Annotated in this window: 21 protein-coding genes; 13 read left to right on the top strand and 8 right to left on the bottom strand. The window is 59.5% G+C overall.

Annotated features, from left to right (window positions below):
* The first annotated feature begins 173 nt into the window (after positions 1 to 173).
* Complete coding sequence (locus Q1A06_RS13910; RefSeq protein WP_299564694.1) at positions 174 to 449, top strand: hypothetical protein; 276 nt, start codon at positions 174 to 176, stop codon at positions 447 to 449.
* 104 nt (positions 450 to 553) lie between these two features.
* Positions 554 to 1,690, top strand: coding sequence for an acetoin utilization protein AcuC (locus Q1A06_RS13915; RefSeq protein ID WP_299564697.1), 1,137 nt, complete (start codon positions 554 to 556; stop codon positions 1,688 to 1,690).
* Here the strand turns inward: Q1A06_RS13915 and Q1A06_RS21055 are convergent.
* Both Q1A06_RS21055 and Q1A06_RS13920 read right to left on the bottom strand, forming a co-directional pair.
* Entirely contained in the window at positions 1,581 to 2,000 is a 420-nt protein-coding gene (locus Q1A06_RS21055; protein ID WP_366523525.1) for a DUF1294 domain-containing protein, read from the bottom strand. The two genes, Q1A06_RS13915 and Q1A06_RS21055, sit on opposite strands and share 110 nt — an antisense overlap.
* A 96-nt stretch (positions 2,001 to 2,096) precedes the next feature.
* Positions 2,097 to 3,575: an ABC transporter substrate-binding protein gene (locus tag Q1A06_RS13920; protein WP_299564700.1), complete on the bottom strand. Its 1,479-nt coding sequence runs from the start codon at positions 3,573 to 3,575 to the stop codon at positions 2,097 to 2,099.
* Between the two features lie 131 nt (positions 3,576 to 3,706).
* On the opposite strand from Q1A06_RS13920, the gene Q1A06_RS13925 reads away from it, so the two are divergent.
* On the top strand, positions 3,707 to 4,990 hold the full coding sequence (locus tag Q1A06_RS13925; RefSeq protein ID WP_299564703.1) for an Hsp70 family protein: 1,284 nt from the start codon (positions 3,707 to 3,709) through the stop codon (positions 4,988 to 4,990).
* 45 nt (positions 4,991 to 5,035) lie between these two features.
* On the opposite strand, the gene Q1A06_RS13930 is transcribed toward Q1A06_RS13925, so the two are convergent.
* On the bottom strand, positions 5,036 to 6,313 hold the full coding sequence (locus Q1A06_RS13930) for an acetylornithine deacetylase/succinyl-diaminopimelate desuccinylase family protein (RefSeq protein ID WP_299564705.1): 1,278 nt from the start codon (positions 6,311 to 6,313) through the stop codon (positions 5,036 to 5,038).
* 205 nt (positions 6,314 to 6,518) lie between these two features.
* Here Q1A06_RS13930 and Q1A06_RS13935 point away from each other — a divergent pair, with 205 nt between their 5' ends.
* Positions 6,519 to 7,367 carry a formate/nitrite transporter family protein gene (locus tag Q1A06_RS13935; protein ID WP_299564708.1) on the top strand — a complete coding sequence of 283 codons (849 nt, stop codon included), beginning with the start codon at positions 6,519 to 6,521 and terminating at the stop codon, positions 7,365 to 7,367.
* Between the two features lie 17 nt (positions 7,368 to 7,384).
* Positions 7,385 to 8,338 (top strand): YihY/virulence factor BrkB family protein, encoded by a 954-nt coding sequence (locus Q1A06_RS13940; RefSeq protein WP_366523528.1) that lies wholly within the window; start codon positions 7,385 to 7,387, stop codon positions 8,336 to 8,338.
* Positions 8,339 to 8,340: 2 nt separating this feature from the next.
* On the opposite strand, the gene Q1A06_RS13945 is transcribed toward Q1A06_RS13940, so the two are convergent.
* A complete protein-coding gene (locus Q1A06_RS13945; protein ID WP_299565008.1) occupies positions 8,341 to 9,069 on the bottom strand; it encodes a Crp/Fnr family transcriptional regulator in 729 nt (242 codons plus the stop codon).
* 69 nt (positions 9,070 to 9,138) lie between these two features.
* On the opposite strand from Q1A06_RS13945, the gene Q1A06_RS13950 reads away from it, so the two are divergent.
* Positions 9,139 to 9,525: a hypothetical protein gene (locus Q1A06_RS13950; RefSeq protein WP_299564711.1), complete on the top strand. Its 387-nt coding sequence runs from the start codon at positions 9,139 to 9,141 to the stop codon at positions 9,523 to 9,525.
* Positions 9,526 to 9,833: 308 nt separating this feature from the next.
* On the opposite strand, the gene Q1A06_RS13955 is transcribed toward Q1A06_RS13950, so the two are convergent.
* Both Q1A06_RS13955 and Q1A06_RS13960 read right to left on the bottom strand, forming a co-directional pair.
* Positions 9,834 to 10,151 (bottom strand): DUF883 domain-containing protein, encoded by a 318-nt coding sequence (locus Q1A06_RS13955; protein ID WP_299564714.1) that lies wholly within the window; start codon positions 10,149 to 10,151, stop codon positions 9,834 to 9,836.
* 143 nt (positions 10,152 to 10,294) lie between these two features.
* On the bottom strand, positions 10,295 to 11,104 hold the full coding sequence (locus Q1A06_RS13960; protein WP_299564717.1) for a response regulator: 810 nt from the start codon (positions 11,102 to 11,104) through the stop codon (positions 10,295 to 10,297).
* 103 nt (positions 11,105 to 11,207) lie between these two features.
* Between Q1A06_RS13960 and Q1A06_RS13965 the strand changes: the two genes are divergently transcribed.
* From Q1A06_RS13965 to Q1A06_RS13980, 4 genes are all read left to right on the top strand, one after another.
* Positions 11,208 to 11,366: a NepR family anti-sigma factor gene (locus tag Q1A06_RS13965; protein WP_299564720.1), complete on the top strand. Its 159-nt coding sequence runs from the start codon at positions 11,208 to 11,210 to the stop codon at positions 11,364 to 11,366.
* Entirely contained in the window at positions 11,363 to 11,920 is a 558-nt protein-coding gene (locus tag Q1A06_RS13970) for an RNA polymerase sigma factor (RefSeq protein WP_299564723.1), read from the top strand. Before Q1A06_RS13965 ends, Q1A06_RS13970 begins: the two co-directional genes overlap by 4 nt.
* A gap of 2 nt (positions 11,921 to 11,922) precedes the next feature.
* The gene (locus Q1A06_RS13975) at positions 11,923 to 13,644 is read left to right on the top strand and encodes a histidine kinase dimerization/phosphoacceptor domain -containing protein (RefSeq protein ID WP_299564726.1); all 1,722 of its coding nucleotides are present in this window, start codon (positions 11,923 to 11,925) and stop codon (positions 13,642 to 13,644) included.
* Positions 13,645 to 13,835: 191 nt separating this feature from the next.
* The gene (locus tag Q1A06_RS13980) at positions 13,836 to 14,015 is read left to right on the top strand and encodes a hypothetical protein (RefSeq protein WP_299564728.1); all 180 of its coding nucleotides are present in this window, start codon (positions 13,836 to 13,838) and stop codon (positions 14,013 to 14,015) included.
* A gap of 80 nt (positions 14,016 to 14,095) precedes the next feature.
* Here Q1A06_RS13980 and Q1A06_RS13985 read toward each other — a convergent pair whose 3' ends face one another.
* Positions 14,096 to 14,647: a cupin domain-containing protein gene (locus Q1A06_RS13985; RefSeq protein WP_299564731.1), complete on the bottom strand. Its 552-nt coding sequence runs from the start codon at positions 14,645 to 14,647 to the stop codon at positions 14,096 to 14,098.
* Between the two features lie 195 nt (positions 14,648 to 14,842).
* Here Q1A06_RS13985 and gabT point away from each other — a divergent pair, with 195 nt between their 5' ends.
* Together gabT and Q1A06_RS13995 are read left to right on the top strand one after the other, a co-directional pair.
* Entirely contained in the window at positions 14,843 to 16,228 is a 1,386-nt protein-coding gene (gabT, locus tag Q1A06_RS13990) for a 4-aminobutyrate--2-oxoglutarate transaminase (RefSeq protein ID WP_299564734.1), read from the top strand.
* 110 nt (positions 16,229 to 16,338) lie between these two features.
* On the top strand, positions 16,339 to 17,193 hold the full coding sequence (locus tag Q1A06_RS13995) for a hypothetical protein (RefSeq protein ID WP_299564737.1): 855 nt from the start codon (positions 16,339 to 16,341) through the stop codon (positions 17,191 to 17,193).
* Here the strand turns inward: Q1A06_RS13995 and Q1A06_RS14000 are convergent.
* Positions 17,176 to 18,816 carry an FMN-binding glutamate synthase family protein gene (locus Q1A06_RS14000; protein ID WP_299564740.1) on the bottom strand — a complete coding sequence of 547 codons (1,641 nt, stop codon included), beginning with the start codon at positions 18,814 to 18,816 and terminating at the stop codon, positions 17,176 to 17,178. The two genes, Q1A06_RS13995 and Q1A06_RS14000, sit on opposite strands and share 18 nt — an antisense overlap.
* A 396-nt stretch (positions 18,817 to 19,212) precedes the next feature.
* Between Q1A06_RS14000 and Q1A06_RS14005 the strand changes: the two genes are divergently transcribed.
* A complete protein-coding gene (locus Q1A06_RS14005; RefSeq protein WP_299564743.1) occupies positions 19,213 to 20,172 on the top strand; it encodes a TAXI family TRAP transporter solute-binding subunit in 960 nt (319 codons plus the stop codon).
* Positions 20,173 to 20,191: the final 19 nt, after the last annotated feature.

A 20,191-nucleotide genomic window follows, 5' to 3' on the forward strand; every position in this document is an offset into this window, starting at 1 on the left:
CCCAAGTTCCACCCGCCGTCCAGCCAGTAGCGCGCCGTCGAAAGATTAAAGGGCAGGGGTGGTCAATAAATCGTTATATCTCAAGCCTCTTTTCGCGGGAACGAAGTGCTGAGAGGTGACGTTCTCCTTTCGCAATGACAAGCAAACAACATAAAATTTACTGGAGTTTAACAATGAACACGTTTCTGAAAACAGCCGCCGCCGCATCCTTGATGGCAACACTTGCAGCACCCGCATTCGCAGCCGCACACATTGATGCAAGCACCATGAACTGCGCCGAGTTCAACGAACTGGAAGCCGCAGATCAGGCGAAAGTGGCCGAGATGGCCCTGTCCGAAATCGGCGAAGGCGGCGATGAAGGTCGTGCCGAACTGCTGATGCGCACATGCGAACGCAGCCTCGACGCGACAGTGATCGAGGCGGCTTCCGGTCAGGCCGGCACCGACTAAGACAGTCCGACTTGCGCCGAAGGGCGATTGACGACTGAGTGACGGGAGGCGGGTGCAGCGATGCGCCCGCTTTTCTTTTGGCGCACGCGGTTTAGGTTTCGCGCGTGGACACCCCGATTTTCATAGGGCACGAGATCTTTCGCGGCTCCAGCTATGGGCGATGGCACCCGTTGCGGGTGCCGCGCGTGTCGACGGTGATGGATCTGTCGCGCGCGATGGGGTGGCTGCCCGATACGCAATACATCACATCGCCGCGCGCCAAGCCCAAGGCGTTGACCGGCTGGCACGATCCCGACTATATCGCGGCGCTTCAGCGGATCGAGGCGGAGCAGCATGCAACGCCCGATGATCTGGCGCGCTACGACATCGGCAGTGTGACCAATCCGGTGTTCGGCGAGATTTTTCGCCGTCCCGCAACGGCGGCGGGTGGGTCGATCCTTGCCGGTGAACTGCTGGCCGGGGGTGGTGTCATCTACAACCCGGCTGGCGGTACGCATCATGGCATGCGCGCGCGGGCGAACGGATTTTGCTATCTCAACGATCCGGTTCTGGCGATGCTGTCCCTGCGCCACCATGGCGTGCGGCGCATCGCCTATATCGACATCGACGCGCATCATTGCGACGGAGTGGCCGAGGCGTTTTCGGGGGATGCCGATTGCCTGATGGTTTCGGTGCACGAAGAAGGCTTGTGGCCCCGGACTGGTGTGCTTGAGGACGATGCGGGCGGCAATGCCGTGAACCTGCCGGTGCCGCGCGGGTTCAACGATGCCGAAATGGCCTTTGTGCGCGAAGAGCTGATCCTGCCCAAGGTAGCTGCGTTCCGTCCCGAGGCGATCGTTTTCCTGTGCGGTGCCGATGCGGTGGAGGAAGATCCGCTTGCGCATCTGTCGCTGAGCAACAATGCGCATTGGGAGATATTGCGCGGCTTGATGGATCTGGGCGCGCCGCGTCTGCTGGTGCTGGGCGGCGGTGGCTACAACCCCTGGACCGTCGGGCGGTTGTGGACGGGGATTTGGGGCGTGTTGAACGGGTATGATCCCGCCGGAACGGTGCCGCAGGCGGCGCAGACGGTCCTGCGCGCGCTGACGTTTGAGGGAAACCGGCGCGGGCGCAACCCGCCGGAGCACTGGTTCAAAACTCTGCGGGACGCCCCGCAGGAGGACGCAGAGATATCGCAAGCTGTCCTTCAGCGGGTGGCAGTCCTTGCACGGCAGCCGTTGCCTGCGCGGTCCCTGCGATAACCGCGCCCGGCGCTGGCACAAGCGCGAGTAGGCCGATCACACCCAGAAAGGTCATTACCAAGGCGACATGCAACACGCCGATGACGTTGAGCCGATGGGCGAAAGGCTGTTTCCGGGTCTTGTGCCGCAATCTGTGCTGGGCGAATTTCGCACCGCTCCATCCGCCGATATGGGCCAGATACAACAGGTCGGCTTCGGGGATACGTTGTTCATCCGCGATTGCGCTGCGCTTGTCCGCGGCGAAAGCGCGATAGGTCACCGTATTGATGAAGCCAATGTAGAGAAGTGCAAAGAGTACCGAAAGTGCCATCAATTAAAGCCGTGTTGCTGCCATTGGGCATCAGCTTATGAAAAAAGACCCCGCGTTGCGGGGCCTTTTTGGGGTTATTTCTGGGCGAATTGCGCCTTATTCCGCCCAACTGACCGCCGTCAGATCATTGGCCTGGGTCGGCGCGTTCGACCACAGCCCTTGCAGGCCGGCCTTGGCGACCGAAAGGGCTGCAAGCTGGAACAGATACGCGTTGACGTAGTCTTCGGCGATGATGTTCTGCGCCTGCGTAAGCAACTCGGTCCGTTTGGCGGGATCGGTCGTGGCGTTGAGCGTTTTCATCAGCTCCTGAAGCGCCGCATTGTCATACTGGAAATAGTAATCGGGGTTGGCGTAGATGCCGATGTCCATCGGTTCGGTATGGCTGACGATGGTCAGGCCGAAGTTCTTGCCGTTGAACACGGACTCCAGCCACTGCGCCCATTCGACATTGGTGATCTCGGCCTTGATGCCGACTTCGGCGAGTTGGGCTGCGATGATCTCGCCCCCGCGACGGGCGTAGGAGGGGGGCGGCAGGAACAGTGTGGTCTCGAACCCTTCCTCCAATCCCGCCTCGGCCAGCAGGGCCACGGATTTTTCCGGATCATAGGCGCTCATCCCCGTCAGATCGACGTAATCGGGATTGTGCGGCGCGAAATGGGTGCCGATGGGGGTGCCATAGCCGAACATCGCGCCGTCGATGATCGCTTGCCGGTCGATGGCGTGGGTCACGGCCTCGCGCACCTTGGGATCGTCGAAGGGCGGTTGCTTGTTGTTCATCGCCATGATCGTCTCGCCCTCGGTCGAGCCGACGAGCACCTGAAAGCGCGGATCGGCTTCGAACTGGGGCAGGTTTTCGGGCGCGGGGAAGCCGGAGAAGACGTCGATGTCTTCGGCCATCATTGCGGAGAAAGCGGCGGTGGGGTCAGAGATGAACTTGAACGTCGCCTTCGACAGCTTTGCGGGTGTGCCCCAGTAGTCGTCGAAGCGGCTGATCTCGATCTTGTCGCCCTGTGTCCAGCTGTCGAACTTGAAAGCACCGGTGCCGACGGGCGTCTGTTTGATGCCCTCGACGGATTCGGGTGCGACGATTACGGCGTCGCCCCACGCGAGGTTGAACAACATGTTGCCGTTGGGTTCCGACAGCGTCACCTTGACGGTCAACGGATCGACGACGGTGACATCGGAGATTGCGGAATAGAGTGCCTTTTGCGCGTTGGCGCTGTCATCCGCATTGATCCGGTCGAGGGTGAATTTTACGTCCTCGGCATCCATCGTGGTGCCGTCGTGGAATGTCACGCCGTCGTTCAGGGTGAAGGTATAGGTCAGCCCATCCTCGGAGATCTCCCAGCTTTTGGCGAGGCCGGGGATGACCGCGCCGTCGCTGTCGAACCGGGTGAGCCCTTCGAATACGTTGGAATACAGAACGGAATCGATGGCACCGGCGGCGGCGCTGGTAGGATCGAGGTGCGGAGGTTCGAGCTGCATCGCGAGAATGACATCGTCCTTGGCGGCGGCGGCACCGGCCAGCAACGCGGACGCGGCGACGCCGAGCAGGAGGGGGCGAAGATGGAACATGAGAGACTCCCTGAATTCTGTTCTGGAAAAAGGGTAGTGGCTGATCCCTGCCGTGGCTAGATCAAACCTTGCACGCGCAGGGGCAGCGCGATATCTCCGCGGCCTTTGCAGGCAAGCGGGGAGTGCATTGCATGACGGATACAGGGGCGGTCCTGGGCGTGGACTTCGGGACGTCCAATTCGGCGGCGGGAACCGTGCGGGATGGTGCTGCGCGTCTTATTCCGCTCGAAGCGGGCGGGGAGACATTGCCGACGGCTGTTTTCTTCGACGTGGAGACGCAAAAGATGTTGATCGGTACGGCGGCGGGAGAGGCGCTTTTGGCGGGCGACGAGGGGCGGTATATGCGTGCGCTCAAAAGTCTTTTGGGTGCGCCGCTGATGCGGGAGAAGCGGATGCTGTTGGGGGAGCGACTGGATTTCATCGACATCGTCGCGCGGTTCCTGGCGCAGTTGAAAGAGGCGGCCGAGGCAGCGACCGGTTTGCGCTTTGACCGGGCGCTGTCGGGTCGACCGGTGCGGTTCCACGGCGATGACGCGCGTAACGCGCAAGCGGAGATCGACCTGCGCGATGCCTATCTGCGGGCGGGGTTCAAGGAGGTCCGGTTCATGTTCGAGCCGGAGGCGGCGGCATTGGCCAACCGGGATATGCTGGCGGCGGGGGATCTCGGGCTGGTCGTGGATATCGGCGGCGGCACGTCGGATTTCACGGTTTTTCGCAGCGACGACAACGGTATCGATATTCTTGCGAGCCACGGGGTGCGGGTTGGCGGGACGGATTTCGACCGCAAGGTAAGTCTGGATTTCGTGATGCCGCTTTTGGGGAGGGGCAGCGACATTCGTCATGCATTCGGCGGCGATACTCATGCAGCGCCCGCGACCATCTTCAACGATCTGGCGACCTGGCAGAAGATCCCGTTTCTTTATGCTCCGGACAGTCGGCGGCTGGCACGGGATCTGGCGCAATATGCAGTGGAACCGGCGCGTCTGGCGCGGCTTGTGGCCGTGTTGGAGGATGAGTTGGGACATGACATCGCCTTTGCCGTCGAACGCGGAAAAATCGCGGCGAACACGGGGCGCGTCGGGCTGATCGACCTTGGTGTGGTCGAGCGGGGGATGGATGTGACGGTTGCGGCGGCGCAGATCGGTGCGGCGCTTGACGATCTGGCGCAGGAGATCGCGCGGGCGGCATTGCGTACGGTGACGGATGCGGGCATCGCCCCGAACGGGATCACGCATCTGGTGTTCGTGGGAGGATCGAGCCTGATGGGAGTGGTGGAAGAGACGCTGTGCCCGCAGTTTCCGGGGGCGGCGGTGCACCGGGGATCGGCGTTGACGGCGATTGCGGACGGTCTTGCACTGGGAGCGGAGGCGGCATTTGTGTTGTCCGAGGATGGGGGCCAGCCCCCATCGCCCTGACGGACGATTCCCCCGGGATATTTCTGGCCAAAAGAAATGGCCGGGTCAGGTCTTGAGCAGCAGTGTTTCGAGTGTGGCGCCCATCACTCTGGCGCCGTCGATCATATCGTCGACGCCGATCCATTCGTCGGGTTTATGTGCGAGTTCCAGCACGCCGGGGCCGTAGGCAATGCAGTTTTTGAGTTTGCCGATGCGGTCGATGTGTTTCTGGTCGTAGGTGCCGGGGGAGGCAACATATTCCGGCGCGCGGCCCATCACCTTTTCGATCGCGGCGGCGACGGTGCGGACGACCGGTGCTTCGCGGTCTGTCATCGAGGGGAGTACCGCGTTCAGCTCGGTGAGTTCATAGTCGAAATCGGGGCGGGTGGCGCGCAGACCATCAAGCAGGCCTGTGACTTCGCCGCGCACCTCGTCCAGCGGTTCTTCGACCAGGAAGCGACGGTCGATGGTGATGCGGCAGCTGTCGGGGACGCAATGGGCGGGCAGGCCGTCGAAGTCCGGATCGTTTTCCTTTTGCCCGCCGTGGATGGAGTTGATGTTCATCGTCGAGCTGCGGGCGCCTTCGGGGACGACGGGCATATCTGTCGTTCGGGCGGCCATGGCGGGGAAGAGATTTTGCTCGAACGAGTGGAGCACCGCCCCCATGTGGCGCACTGCGCAATCGCCGAGAAAGGGCATCGAGCCGTGTGCGATCTCTCCCTTGGTTTCAATCTCGGCCCACCATCCGCCGCGGTGTCCGAGACAGATCCGGTCCTTGTTCAGCGGTTCGGGGATAATGACGTGCTGCACCCGCGCGGGATCGAAGTATCCTTGTTCGGCGAGATAGGCGACGCCGCCGTAGCCGCCGGATTCTTCGTCGGCGGTGCCGGAGATTTCGATGGCGCCCGCGAAGTCGTCGTATGTTTCGAGAAAGGCTTCTGCGGCGATGATTGAAGCGGCGAGGCCACCTTTCATGTCGCAGGCACCGCGACCGTAGATTTTACCATCGATCAGTGCAGCGCCGAAAGGATCGGTCGTCCAGCCGCGTCCGACTTCAACGACATCCGTATGGCTGTTGAAATGTACGCAGTCGCCTGCACGGGTACCCTCGCGGCGGGCAATGATGTTCCAGCGGGGGTATTTTTGGCTGTCGCCCGGGGTGCCTCGGGCGCGGATAAGCTCTATGTCGAAGCCATGCGATTTCAGGCGCTTTTCGAGGTATTCGCAGATCAGGCGATAATCCTGACCGGGAGGATTGAGTGTCGGAATGCGGATGAGATCCTGGGTCAGCGCAATAAGATCGTCACGTTTTGCCGCAATTGCGTCGGAAAGGGAGGTCGCCATCTTCATCGCCTTGTATCTGAACCTAGCATATGAACCAATCGGTCGCCGAGGTGTTAGAAGGAGTGGACTGTGCCGTAAAGCTGTCTACATCATTGCGCAAATGCACCGATGCGCAACACCGAAAACGCCTCAGATGGGTCTTGTACCTGGGTTCGCCTTGTCGATCGGGACAGTCATTGCAGGCCATATTTGAGAGACGACCCGAATGAGCCCGCTTATATCTCCTCAGCGACAGCAACAACAAATGGCGGAGGAACAATCCGTCGAAGAGGCTGCATCGCTGTCGCCCCGGATGATCTACGAAGTGATCCGGCGCGAGGGTGAGGAAGAACTGAACCGGACGAAGCGGTCGCTCTTCTGGTCGGGTATCGCGGCGGGCATCCTGATCAGCCTGTCGGTTCTGGGGGAGGCGACATTTCGGGCGTATCTGCCCGATTCAACTAGTCGGTTTCTGCTTGAAAATCTGGGGTACTCGCTGGGTTTTCTGGCCGTGATCATGGGCCGGATGCAGCTTTTTACCGAGAATACGATTACGACGGTACTGCCGATCATGCGCAAACGCACGTTTGATTCCGTGTGGTGCATGTTGCGGCTTTGGGCGATTGTGCTGGGTGCCAATGTGATTGGCGCTTTTGCGGCCGCGGCACTGTTCGTGTTCACGCCCGCAATCACCCCCGAGACATTCCTGGCGGTACTGTCGCTGTCGGAGCACGCGACGGGAATGCCCGCAGCGCAGGGTTTCTGGCGGGCCATTCCCGCCGGGGTGATCGTGGCGCTGATCGTGTGGATGCTGCCACAGGCGGCGGAGGCTGCGTTTTTCTTGATCCTGACGTTCACTTGGGTGATCGCTGCCGGGGATTTCACCCATATCGTTGCAGGCTCGGTCGAGATGGCCGTTTTGCTGCTGGAAGGGTCGCTGGGGCTGTCCGATGCGATTTTCCGGTTTTTCCTGCCGGTGCTGGCGGGTAACATTATCGGCGGGACCATCATATTTACTCTGGTGGCCTGGGGTCAGGTGCGCGATGACGTCGAAGGAGCGGAGGAGAAGGTGTAGCGCCGTCTGGAGGACGTATGAGCATGACGCGAGAGGAAGTTTTACAGGCGAGTGCTGTAAAGCGAACATGGTGGGCCTTTCGGGACGGGTTCGTACAGATCGGGGAAACAAATCTGGCGCTTGTTTCGGCAGGCGTGGGTTTCTTTGCCATGCTGGCGTTGTTTCCAGCAATGGCGGCGATCATCGCATTGTTGAGCCTTGTCTCCGACCCGGTGGTGGTGATTGCACAGCTTGAGGAATTGCGGGGCTTGTTTCCAGACGATGTCTACCGAATATTCAACGCGCAGATCGTGAGCCTCGTCACGACGAGTCCCGATACTTTGGGTTGGGCCAGCTTGATTTCCTTGTTTGCGGCGCTGTGGTCGGCACGTGCGGGTGTCGCGGCGATGATGACGGGGCTGAATGCGGTACACGGTGAAAAGAACCGGACCACCATGTCGCATTATATCCGGGCGCTGTTGCTGACAGCTGGTCTGGTTGGTGTCGGGATCGTGTCGATCCTGACGCTAGTGGTGACACCGGTGGTGCTTTCATTCTTTCCGTTGGGCTGGTTTGGGACGATATTGATCGAGGGGTTGCGCTGGATCGTGGCCGTCGTCGTCCTGTTGGCTGGCGTAAGTGTTCTGTACCGTTACGGGCCGAATCGCGTGATGCCGAGCGGGCGGGCGATACGGCCCGGCGCTGTCGTCGCCGTGATCAGCTGGGCGGCTCTTTCGGTCGTATTTTCGTATTACGTCGCGAATTTCGGTAATTACAATCAGGTCTACGGGTCGATCGGCGCTGTTATCGCCATGTTGGTCTGGATGTGGTTGAGCAGTTTTCTGGTCTTGCTGGGTGCGGTCGTGAACGCACAGATAGAAAAATACGTCTACGGTCTCGAAGTTGCCGAAGGAACGTCGCCTTTCGAGGATGATCTGGTGCCGGCGCCGGAAGAGATCGTGGACGAAACACCGGCGACATCGCTGCCATAACCTTAGATCAGCGGGCGTTTAACCGGTGGGCGAATTTCCGTCAGCGCGATTTCGGCCAGTGTTTCGAGATTGTTTATCTGCAGAACGCGGTCGGACCATGACGCCAGTTGCCGGTCCTTGAGCTTTCCCAACGTCTTGTTGGTGTGCACCAGCGACAGGCCAAGCGCGTCTGCGACATCACGCTGGGTATAGGGGAGTTCGATGGTGTTGTTATGGACCATCCCCAACGAGTCGCCCCGCTGGAAAATCTTGATCATAGTCCATGATACTGCCTGTATCGCGCTGCGTTGACCGAGCGTTGCGAGGCTTTCGCCGAGGAAATTTTCTTCCATCGCGGCGAGCCATGTAATGTCATAGGCGCGTTCGGGATGCGATTTGAAGAAGTTCCAGAACTCGGAGCGGTTGAAGACGCACAACCGCATCTGTGTACGGGCTTCGACAGCGTGACCCATTTCACCCAGCAAACCAGCCTGAAGGCCGATGAAGTCGCCGGGGAACACAAAGTTAATGACCTGCTTGCTGCCGTCTTTCAGGTGCCGCTCCCTGATTCCCATACCGGAAAGGGCGGTAAAGAGTTGCGGCGCATTGGATCCCTGCATGAGGATTGGCGTGCCGGGTTCGACAGCCAGTTCGCCGACCTTGAACTTTTGCATGAATTCCACTTCATCGGGCGAGAGCCTTACAAACGCATCCTTGCGGTTCAGGGGGCAGTATTTGCATTGCGTGGTCATCGGAAAAAGTGTCACTCCGTTATGTCATAATTTATAGAGAGTTGTCTGTCCTTACCGTAGCAAACTGGAATGACAGAAAACAAAGCACCTGCGACATTCGTAGTTTATGAGGAAGACCCGCTTGTCCATATGGACATTGTGGACCTGCTTGCTCGTGGTTTTTGTAATTGGCCTCTTATCGTTGTTGACGTATTGGAGAACCTGCCGGAAAAACTGGCCGCGATCAGCGGTCACAAGATCATCGTGACGTCCGCAAATCTGAAAGACATCGTTTCAATCGCGGTCAAGAACGCCGAGCACACGAAAAACACCGCCGCTGTCCTGATTTCGGAAGGGATGGGCGCGGTTGGCTGTCATCCCGTGCCGCTGACCCTGGTTCCGCTGCCGTTTAAAAGCGAGCACCTGCTCGACGCCGTGACCCGCGCACTCGAGAGCCTGCTTGAACGCCCTTCATGAACGAATCCACCAACCCGTCTAGTCCGACGGCAGGAGGCGGGGCTGGTGGTGCCACAGCAGCCGGCGGCACTCTGCGTCTGCGCAGGGAAAGAACGCCAAGGCCGATCAATCCGGCGCCTGTGTAGGCGCATGCCAGTACGACTGCGGCCGCTCCCGCCGAGGTGACGGAGAGCAGGAATATCCACGCGGCGACTGTCCAGAAGAACAATCCGATGCATAAACACACGCCCGCCCCGAACCCGATGGCCGCAGAGCGGGCAGTGCGGGCGGCCTTCGCCTCGGCACGTAGAACGAGCTGTGTCAGCATATCAGCGGCGCGAGGTCGAGAATATGCCCATCAAGAAGCCGAGACCGGCAGCGATGCCCAACGCAGTAGCGGGCTGTGTCCGAACGAAATCTTCGGCTTGCTCATAGCTTGCGGCGGCACGGTCGCGACCGGCTGTTCTGAGCTCGGTCGCTTTAGCGCGGGCGGCATCAGTTGCCTGGTGAGTCTTCGCTGATCCATACTCGGAAATCGAGTTTGTAAGAGATGCCAGATCGTCCTTCAGGATTTCGATCTGCACTGAAAGATCCTCGACCGTGACGTCTTTTTTGTCGGAAAGGGAGGAAGTGCCTGCTTTAGCCATTTGAGAACTCCTGTTCGTGTATTCTGTTGTGGGCTAAACGTGCCGTGATCGTCATCGTTCCGAACGTCGCAAATTTGTTTGGGGCGCGCAAACGAAAAAACCCGGCCGGTGTGGCCGGGTCTGTCAGCACAGATTTTAAGGCGTCAGGCGTGCAATGTCTCTGTCGAGGAGAAGAACATCGCCTGGCTTACCGCGGAAATAACCTGATCCTCGGTGTAGGGCTTCGAGATGAGGAAGGCAGGCTCGGGTTTGTCCCCGGTCAACAGCCGCTCCGGGAACGCCGTGATGAAGATGACCGGACGCTGCCCGAGTTCCGTCAGCAGATCGTTAACCGCGTCGATGCCGGACGAATTGTCGGCAAGCTGGATGTCGGCCAGAATGAGGTCGGGCACGTCGGCTTTGCCCAGCTTGACCGCCTCGTCGCGTGTGCGGGCGATCCCCGTGACGCGGTGGCCCATTTCTGCAACGATGCTTTCGATGTCCATCGCAATGATTGCCTCATCCTCGATGATCATCACCGATCCGGTCACGCTGTCTGCCATCTCGCGGCGGGCAATCGCGACAAGCTCTTCCGCCTCGGATTCGTCGATGCCGATGATCGTAGCGATATCGGCGTAGGAAAAGCCTTCGATGGTGTACAGCAGGAGTGCTTCGCGGCTGTTGTTGGTCAGCTTGGCAAGATGGATCTGCGCCCGGGCGCGCGCACCGGATTCGCCATCTTCGACCGGCGCGCCTGCGCTGGACCAGATGCCATAGAGGGTGCGGAATGTCCCTGTCTTGACATCGGTGCCATCCAGTACCGAGCGATCTGTCAGGATCGCCTCGAGCGTTGCTGCGGCGAAATTGTCACCGCTGGTCTGGCTGCCGGTGAGGGCACGCGCGTAGCGACGCAGGTACGGAATGAATGTACTCAGCTGATCGCTGATCCCCGATGTCGTCGTATTGTCACTCATTCTGAAGTTCCTTGTATATTTCTGGGAACCAAACGATGTATCTGTGCGTTCGGTTCCGAAGTTGGTAACATATTTCTAACAAAGCGGCGTAATCAGAGGATTTATGACAGGTCAGAGACAAGATAAAGCGCGCGAGGGCGTAATCGACGAAAATCTCAAGCGGGTTTATCATGAGGCGATGGAAGAAGGTATTCCGGACCGGTTCAAGGACCTGCTTGAACAACTCAAACGTCAGGATGCGGATCAGGAAGCCAAGCGATGAGCAATGCCGACCCGCGCGACGAATTGGTGGAGCATTTGCCCGCCATGCGCGCTTTCGCTATCTCATTGACCCGGAATGGTTCGCTCGCGGATGACATGGTGCAGGACACCGTGGTGAAGGCGTGGACGAACATCGAGAAGTTCCAGCCCGGCACGAACATGCGTGCGTGGCTTTTCACGATTCTGCGTAACACCTATTATTCATCGCGTCGCAAATCCAACCGCGAGGTGTCCGATGTAGACGGTGTGTTCACCGAAGGGCTTGCCGAAAAGCCCGCCCATGACGGCCATTTGCAGATGATGGATTTTCGCGAAGCCCTGGCCAAGCTCAAGGTGGAGCAACGCGAGGCGCTGCTGCTGATTGGTGCGTCGGGGTTTTCGTATGAAGAAGCAGCGGAAATGTGTGGGGTAGCGGTCGGTACGATAAAGAGCCGGACAAATCGGGCTCGGGCGCAGCTTGCCGAATTGATGGGGCTGAAAGAAGATGAAGCGATGGAGATGACTGACGATGCGACCATGTCTGTGCTGTCAGCGTCGCGCGTTTCAAACTTTTAACGATGACCTCGGGCTTTTTAAGCACAAACATTCTTGGAGGACTCGCGTTCCGGGTCCTCCTTTTTCTGTCGTTGGCGCTGTTGCCGCTGGGGCTGATCGCCGTTTCGCAGACGCGTGAAATCGCGCGCCAGAGCCGCGAATCGGCAGAACTGTCTCTTATTGCCGTGACCGAGCAGGCGACGGCGACCGAGCGCACCTCCATTCAGGAGGCTTTGGGTGCGGCGGATGCGCTGGCGTCGATCGTTGTTCTCGTCAGGGACGATCCACAACGCTGCTCCGACTTTCTGCGCAGCTATGCCGCCCGGGCGGATCGGTATCGCAACGTGGGCTTTGTCGATATGGACCGGAGGATGAATTGCTCGTCTGCCCCCCGTGCGGCGGATCTGACGCGCTTTGCAGCCGTTCAGGACGCATTCGAGACACAGAAGCGCACCGTGACGGCGGCCGCCGAAGGACCGATTTCTGAACAGGAGATCGTGATCGCTACTGTTCCGGTGTTCGACAACGATCAGATGGTCGGTATTGTCAGCGTCTCCATGGCACAATCCGATCTGATCGATCCGGAACCGGCAAAACCCGCGCACAAGCCCAACTCTCTCGTGACCTTCAACCACAAGGGCGAAATCCTAATTTCAGAGCGAGCCAAAGAGACCACGCGTCTGGAATTGCCCAAAGAATACACGCTTCAACAGTTGACACAGAACACACGTCAGGTTTTCGAAGCCGAAAGCGTCAGCGGAAAGCGGCGTGCCTACGCCGTGATCCCGCTGGTGCCGGGATCGGTTTTCGCAATGAGCATCTGGCCCTCCAATACGCCCATCCTGCAAACCAACTCATCGGGGTGGATGTCCTCACTCCTGCCGTTCATGATGTGGGCGGCAAGCCTCGTCGTGGCATTTTGGGCGCTGAACAGGCTCGCGATCACGCACATCCGCAAGCTGGGGCGCCAAATGCGCCAATTCGCGTTGAACCGGACCCTGCCGCGCAATTCACTGGGCGGGCGCGTGCCCTACGAGATCGTCGAGATGGAGCGGTCGTTCATCGGTATGGCGGATTCCATTCTTCAGGACGAGGCGCGGCTGGAGGATAGTCTGCGTGAAAAGAATATTCTGCTCAAGGAAGTGCATCACAGGGTCAAAAACAATCTCCAATTGATCTCCTCGATCATGAACATGCAGATCCGTCAGGCCCCGACCCGGGCGAACCGATTGGTCCTGCAACGTTTGCAGGACAGGATCCTCGGCCTCGCGACCGTGCACAAAAGCCTGTATCATGGAGACGAGATGACGCGCGTGAATGCGCGTGATCTGCTTAAGGAAATCGTTGCACGGAATCTGTCTGTCGGTCTGGCCTCACCCGATCTGGTCGACGTGAAAGAGCATTATGATGAAATTCTGGTAAGCCCGGATGATGCCGCCCCTCTGACATTGCTTGTCTCCGAAGCAGTGACGAACGCATTGAAATACACCCCGCAAAAGAAGAACCAAAAAGGCAGCATCGATATTTCCTTGAAATACGTACAGGACGATATGGCTTGCCTGCGGATCGTGAACACCAGCGGCGGGGTACCTGCGGACGAAGGCACCGGTCTTGGGTCCAGGTTGATACAGGCGTTCGCGCGCCAATTGAACGGCGACCTCAAAATCGTCGAGGAAAGCGATACCTACGCAATCGAACTGACGTTTCCCGTGCCTCGCACGGACAAAGCGGTGTATGATTATTAGAAAATGTGCGCATTTTGTCGCAGCTTCTGAAAGGTAATCCCCGCTAACTCCCTGTTTCTGAAACAATTCGAAAAATGGCACCTTGGCCATAGCGGTTCAAAGTCGTGTCCGTTCAAAGTTTCCGCACCTGCACGGGAACGCTGCGGGTGCACAGCGGTTGACATACTGAACGACGCAGAAAGGAGCCCCTAATGACGAGCGATCCGTTTTTTGGTGGCCTCATGGTTCTGACGATGGTGGTCGCGCTTGTGGCTCTGATGACGTCTACGCGCAGAAATACAGACTCCAACGACCGCAGGGACGCCAAATCCCTGATGGAGCGCCACAATGACACCGCGCAACATCGCGGGCGACACACGAACCGGGAGTAGCCACCCGTTACCTTTGAACACCCTCCGCCTTTGCGGGGGGTGTTTGCAATTCCGGTCCGTTTCTCAGCCTGATCGACCCATCAGAACACGGGCGGGGTAAGGGCGCTGACGATTTCACAGGTATCCTTGCCGATGTTGCGAAACCTGTGCGGTTGACGGCTGTCGAAAAGATAGCCATCCCCCGGACCGAGAACGGCAATCGCATCGCCCACCGTGATTTCGATTTCGCCCAGAGTGATGATTCCCGCTTCTTCACCGTCGTGGGCCAATAGTTCCGCACCGGTGTCCGCACCGGGTGGATAAACCTCGTGGAACACCTGCAACGTATGCTCTCGGGCGTTGCCCAACTGCCGCAATGAAACCTGGCCGGGACCTTCGGGCGACACTTCGGTAAACTCGGCGGCTTTGTAGAAGACTTTGGGTGTATCGCTGTCCTCGATCCGGGCAAAGAATTCCGCCATCGAGATGGGAATCGCGTCGAGCAGGCTTTTAAGTGATGCGACCGAGGGGCTGGTTTTGTCGGTTTCGATCAAGGAGATCGTTCCGTTCGTCAAACCGGCGCGGTTGGCCAGTTCACGTTGCGACAACCCGCGCTCGATGCGGATCTCTCTGAGGCGCTGTCCTATGTCCAATGGGATGGTCCTTGCATGGCCGCGTCATACCCGTGCCGGGCATGACAGCAGTGCGTTCTTTCGCGCGACATCATCACTCTTTGAGCGGAAATTCAAGCACGCCGGAGAATCTCAATTGACAATTAAATTAAACACCATAAAGGCTATTTTAAACGCGGGCGTCCGCGTCGGTTTCTTTATTCAAAGGATACGCTCATGGCTAGTACTGCGAAACGTACGCCCCGCAAAGGCGCAAAGAACAAGACCCAGATCTCTATCGTCGAGGATGTGGTACCAGTGACCCATACAAATTCCGATCTTGCCGCGCGCCGTGATGCCGCCGTCCCGCGCGGTGTCGCTTCCGCAGCGCCTGGGGTCTATGCGAAGTATGCCGAGAATGCCGAAGTCTGGGATGTCGAAGGCAACCGGTACATCGATTTCGTCGGCGGTATCGGCGTCTTGAACACCGGCCACCGTCATCCGTCCGTGATCGCCGCTGCGAAATCGCAGGAAGACCACTATACGCACACGTCCTTTCAGGTGTTGCCTTACGCACCGTACATCGAACTTGCCGAGCGTCTGAATGCGCTGGCGCCCGGTGACGCCGATAAAAAGACGCTGTTGGTGACAACGGGCGCCGAAGCTGTCGAGAACGCGGTTAAGATCGCGCGCGCCGCGACGGGCCGCCCGGGTGTCATCGCTTTCACCGGTGGCTATCACGGCCGGACGCTTTTGACGCTGGGCATGACCGGCAAGGTGTCGCCTTACAAAAAGAACGTTGGCCCGTTTCCTGCGGATGTCTTCCGCGCCCCGTTCCCGAACGTCCGTGACGGGATCACCGTGCAGGACGCGCTGACCGGGCTGAAGAACCTGTTCTTGACGGATGCACAGCCCGATCGCGTCGCCGCGATCATCATCGAACCTGTGCTCGGCGAAGGCGGTTATACGCCGGTTCCGTTCGACATGATGCAGGCGCTGCGCGAGATCTGTGACCAGCATGGCATCCTGCTGATCGCCGACGAAGTGCAGGCCGGTTTCGGCCGCACCGGCAAATGGTTCGCAATCGAACATTCCGGCGTGGTGCCGGACCTGATCACCGTGGCGAAATCGATGGCCGGTGGCTATCCGCTGGCGGGGGTGATCGGTCGTTCGGACATCATGGACGCGATGGATCCCGGCGGTTTAGGCGGCACCTATGGCGGCAATCCCGTTGCCTGCGCCGCAGCTCTGGCCGCGATCGACGCGATCGAGCAGGAGGACCTGCTTGCCCGGTCCATCGCGCTGGGTGACAAGCTGAAGGCGCGGTTCGCCGAGATCGGTGCGCGGGCCGCACCCTACCGGATGTGGGACGTGCGCGGCCTGGGTGCGATGGTCGCGGTCGAGTTCGTGACTGACTTCGATACGGCAGATGCGGATGCTGCACTGACCAAGCGTCTGATCGCTCATGCGCTCGAGCGCGGGCTGCTGCTTCTCAGCTGTGGCATGCACGGCAACGCGGTACGCGTGATGGTGCCCCTGACCGCCTCGGACGAGATCATCGACGAAGGTCTGGCGATCTTCGAAGACTCGCTGAAAGCGGCTGTGGCGGACGGGGTTCTGTAACCATTCTGTCGTCGATACCGATGAAAGAGCGGCGCGCGGGATGCAGATCCTTGCGCGCCGTTTCCTTTTGCCGGATGGATTGGCGCAAAGTGTAGGCGCGGCGGAGGACAATGATGACGTCTTGGCTGACGGGAGCCGTCTTGGCGATTTGCGTGGCCGCGCCGGTGGCTGCGCAGGGCACGCTCGACATCGGAATTTTCGGAACAGTCGAGAGCGTCGAGCCGCTTGTGGTGGCGGGGCAACGGATCGTTGTGCCCGCCGGGGTGCCGGTGCTGAGTGCGTTAGGCCCGGGCAGGCAAATCCTGATCGGTGACACGCTTGCCATTACGGCGAACTTCGATGGTGCCGGTTTGCTGGCGCGTCGGATGCTCGAAATTTTTGCAATCGCCGGTCCGGTTCAGAATGTCGAGGGGGAAAGGGCCACCATTCTGGGCAGCGAGGTTTACCTGCCGCAGGGGAGCGCCGTGGCGTCCGGTGACTGGATCGTCGTCAGCGGGTTCTGGAGCGGGGCGCCCGTTATTGCGCGGCGTTTGCGCAAGGTGGAAGGTACCGGTCTCGCGCAGCTGACCGGGGTAGTGGAACCGGCAGGTGCGCGCGTCCGCATCGGCGGCAGCGTGGTGCAGAATGCGCCGACGCCGGTGGATGCGTTCGGCGGGGGTGTCTGGATACTGAATGGTGACGCATCGGCAGATGGCCTGCGGATGCGCTTGATGACCAAGGGTGTTTTCGCGGGTCAGATGGATGTGGAGCTGTGGCAGGGGCATGCCTCCGCTCCAGTCGCGTCGCAGACCTATATGATCCATGGCACAGCGATTCACGGCGCTTTCGCGCGTGAGGCCGATATGCCCGCACCCGGCGCGTTCGTAAGTGTCTGCGCCGTCGACGGACGGGTGCGGCGCACTGCGCCTCGGGGGGCGGATCCGGCTATCGACCGCGCGATGACGTTGCTAGGATGTGCGGGATAGGACATCGTTCTCCGGGGGGGTGAATGTCTGTGCGCTCGCCCGCGACCAACGTTCCTTGTATCCCAGATGATCGGCGCCATCGGGATCGACCAGAAAGCCGATTGGCAGATAGGGGTATACCCGATGGCCCTGTACCATCGAGCGGTCCGATTGCCGCTGCATCAGGTGATGGGGCAGGAAATCGCAGGGATTTGTAAGCCCCGCCGCGCCCGTCATCTCACCCAGCGCGTCGAGCGTGTTCCGGTGGAACCGCGCCACGCGTTCAGACTTGTGGACCGGATCGAGCGCGCGGGCGCGCAACGGATCCTGCGTGGCGACGCCCACGGGGCAGTGATTGGTGTGGCACGCCTGCGCTTGGATACAGCCGATGGCAAACATGAAACCGCGCGCGGAATTGCACCAGTCCGCGCCAAGCGCCAGCGCACGGGCGATGTCGAAGGCTGAAACGATCTTGCCCGCCGCCCCAAGCTTGATCTGGTCGCGGATTCCCGCCCCGCGCAGCGTGTTATGGACAAACGTCAGCCCCTCGACCATCGGCATGCCAACGTGATTGGCAAATTCGAGCGGCGCCGCGCCGGTGCCGCCTTCGGTCCCATCGACAACAATGAAATCAGGGATGACATTGGTCTCCAACATCGCTTTGACCATGCACATGAATTCACGCTGGTGCCCGATGCACAGCTTGAAGCCTACAGGTTTGCCGCCGGACAATTCGCGCAGGCGACCCAGAAACTGCATCATCTCGATTGGTGTCGAAAAGGCGGAGTGCGTGGCGGGGGAAATACAGTCTATCCCCATCGATACATCGCGGGCTTCGGCGATTTCCTCGGTAATCTTGGCCGCGGGCAGCATCCCGCCGTGACCCGGTTTGGCACCCTGCGACAGCTTCAACTCGATCATCTTGACCTGATCGCGACCCGCCTGTTCTGCGAAGGTATCGGGATTGAACCGACCGTCCTTGGTGCGGCAGCCGAAATAGCCTGATCCAATCTCGTAAATCAGGTCGCCGCCGCCGTCGCGGTGATAGCGGCTGATGCCGCCCTCGCCCGTGTCGTGGGCGAATTGGCCCTTGGCGGCGCCCCTGTTCAGCGCCGAAATCGCATTGGCCGACAGGGAGCCAAAGCTCATCGCGGAGATGTTGTAGATCGACGCGTTGTAGGGTTTCTTGCAATCCCTACCGCCGATGGTGATGCGGAAATCGGTGTCCCCGATCTGCACCGGTTGTACCGAATGGGTTACCCAGCTGTATCCGCCGTCATAGACTCGCATCCGGGTGCCGAAGGGTCGTGCATCTTCCTGCCCCTTGGCACGTTGATAAACAAGGCTGCGGGCATCGCGGCTGAACGGTTCCTCGTCCTGATCGCTCTCGATCAGGTATTGCCGGATTTCCGGCCTTACCCCCTCGAACAGGAAACGCATGTGTCCCAGCACGGGATAGTTGCGCAGGATGGAGTGTTGCGGTTGGCGCACATCGTGCCATCCCAGTGCAGACAGCGCGCCGAAAAACACAAACGACAGCGCGAACCACCAAGACCAGATCAGCATCGCGAAAAAGCTGAGCACGGCGAGAACGACCACCCCGGCGAACGTGCTGTAGCGCGTGAAATTCGAGGGATCTGGCATGGGCGGCTCCGGTTCTGGGGTGCTTTCTAAAGTGCTCCGGTATAGAGCAAGTTAACGGCCCTTTTGGCAAGTTGCTTGCTGGCGACGGCGAGACAGAGGGAAACCCCGGAAAACGGCTCGCAAAGCATGTGACCGAGTTGCTGCTGCCGCTTAATAAATACGCAATTTCAATTGTTTGTCGGGATCAATCGCTGATGTGTAGAGATTGCTTGCTCAACACCTTAAAGCTGCATAGGCTGGTTTTACATTTCGGAACTTAATTGATTTCGAAACCGGAAGCAGTGCAGACAGGACGGTGCCCGGAATTATCGCGGCACCCTCTCTTTCGCCGCTTCCCGAGCCAGAGGAGGCAGCGATCAACGCTGATCCTGTAAGTAATAAAGGGAGAGTACCCATATGAAAATGTTCAAGACATTGGCTTTTGCCGGTGCGATGATTGCCGGTACGGCAGCTGTTGCGCAGGAAAAATTCATCACCATCGGCACCGGTGGCCAGACCGGCGTTTACTTTGTGGTCGGTCAATCCATCTGCCGTCTCGTCAACCGCGGTTCGGAAGAACACGGGCTGAAGTGTACCGCGCCATCCACGGGCGGTTCCATCGCGAACATCAACGCGATCAAGGCCGGTGACATGGACATGGGCGTGGCCCAGTCCGATTGGCAATATCATGCGTATAACGGCAGCTCTACGTTCGAGGGTGACAAGTTCGACAACCTGCGCGCGGTGTTCTCCGTGCACGGCGAGCCGTTCAACGTGATTGCGCGCAAGGACAGCGGTATCAAGACGTTCGACGATCTCAAGGGCAAGCGCGTCAACATCGGCAACCCCGGCTCCGGCCAGCGTGCAACGATGGAAGTCGTGATGAACGCAAAGGGCTGGACGCTGGACGATTTCGCGCTGGCATCCGAGCTGAAGCCGGCGGAGCAGGCGGCGGCGTTGGGCGACAACAAAGTCGATGCGATCATCTATACCGTCGGGCACCCGAACGGGTCCATCCAGGAAGCGGTATCGACGATCGACGCGGAACTGGTTTCGGTCGAGGGACCTGAAATTCAGGGTCTGATCGACGAGAACCCGTTCTATGCGGCAGCGACCGTTCCCGGCGGCATGTACAAAGGGACAGACAGCGACGTGAACACCTTTGGTGTGAAAGCGACGTTCGTGACATCTGCAGATGTGCCGGAAGATGTTGTCTATGAGACCGTGAAGGCGGTGTTCGACAACTTTGACCGGTTCAAGCGCCTGCACCCTGCATTCGAGAACCTTAAGGAAGAAGACATGATCAGCGCCGGCCTGTCCGCGCCGCTGCATGACGGTGCTGCAAAGTACTACAAAGAGCGCGGCTGGATCGAATAAGCCACGCGTTTCAGATACT

The sequence above is a fragment of the uncultured Sulfitobacter sp. genome (assembly GCF_947497275.1).
GTDB lineage: Bacteria > Pseudomonadota > Alphaproteobacteria > Rhodobacterales > Rhodobacteraceae > Sulfitobacter.

Coding starts and splice junctions, on each gene's coding strand:
- Q1A06_RS14005 (WP_299564743.1), top strand. CDS start 19,213: ATGAAAATGTTCAAGACATTGGCTTTTGCCGGTGCGATGATTGCCGGT.
- Q1A06_RS14000 (WP_299564740.1), bottom strand. CDS start 18,816: ATGCCAGATCCCTCGAATTTCACGCGCTACAGCACGTTCGCCGGGGTG.
- gabT (WP_299564734.1), top strand. CDS start 14,843: ATGGCTAGTACTGCGAAACGTACGCCCCGCAAAGGCGCAAAGAACAAG.
- Q1A06_RS13945 (WP_299565008.1), bottom strand. CDS start 9,069: ATGACCACGCAATGCAAATACTGCCCCCTGAACCGCAAGGATGCGTTT.
- Q1A06_RS13970 (WP_299564723.1), top strand. CDS start 11,363: ATGAGCAATGCCGACCCGCGCGACGAATTGGTGGAGCATTTGCCCGCC.
- Q1A06_RS13980 (WP_299564728.1), top strand. CDS start 13,836: ATGACGAGCGATCCGTTTTTTGGTGGCCTCATGGTTCTGACGATGGTG.
- Q1A06_RS21055 (WP_366523525.1), bottom strand. CDS start 2,000: ATGGCACTTTCGGTACTCTTTGCACTTCTCTACATTGGCTTCATCAAT.
- Q1A06_RS13955 (WP_299564714.1), bottom strand. CDS start 10,151: ATGGCTAAAGCAGGCACTTCCTCCCTTTCCGACAAAAAAGACGTCACG.
- Q1A06_RS13940 (WP_366523528.1), top strand. CDS start 7,385: ATGAGCATGACGCGAGAGGAAGTTTTACAGGCGAGTGCTGTAAAGCGA.
- Q1A06_RS13965 (WP_299564720.1), top strand. CDS start 11,208: ATGACAGGTCAGAGACAAGATAAAGCGCGCGAGGGCGTAATCGACGAA.
- Q1A06_RS13910 (WP_299564694.1), top strand. CDS start 174: ATGAACACGTTTCTGAAAACAGCCGCCGCCGCATCCTTGATGGCAACA.
- Q1A06_RS13995 (WP_299564737.1), top strand. CDS start 16,339: ATGATGACGTCTTGGCTGACGGGAGCCGTCTTGGCGATTTGCGTGGCC.
- Q1A06_RS13925 (WP_299564703.1), top strand. CDS start 3,707: ATGACGGATACAGGGGCGGTCCTGGGCGTGGACTTCGGGACGTCCAAT.
- Q1A06_RS13960 (WP_299564717.1), bottom strand. CDS start 11,104: ATGAGTGACAATACGACGACATCGGGGATCAGCGATCAGCTGAGTACA.
- Q1A06_RS13920 (WP_299564700.1), bottom strand. CDS start 3,575: ATGTTCCATCTTCGCCCCCTCCTGCTCGGCGTCGCCGCGTCCGCGTTG.
- Q1A06_RS13930 (WP_299564705.1), bottom strand. CDS start 6,313: ATGGCGACCTCCCTTTCCGACGCAATTGCGGCAAAACGTGACGATCTT.
- Q1A06_RS13975 (WP_299564726.1), top strand. CDS start 11,923: ATGACCTCGGGCTTTTTAAGCACAAACATTCTTGGAGGACTCGCGTTC.
- Q1A06_RS13950 (WP_299564711.1), top strand. CDS start 9,139: ATGACAGAAAACAAAGCACCTGCGACATTCGTAGTTTATGAGGAAGAC.
- Q1A06_RS13935 (WP_299564708.1), top strand. CDS start 6,519: ATGAGCCCGCTTATATCTCCTCAGCGACAGCAACAACAAATGGCGGAG.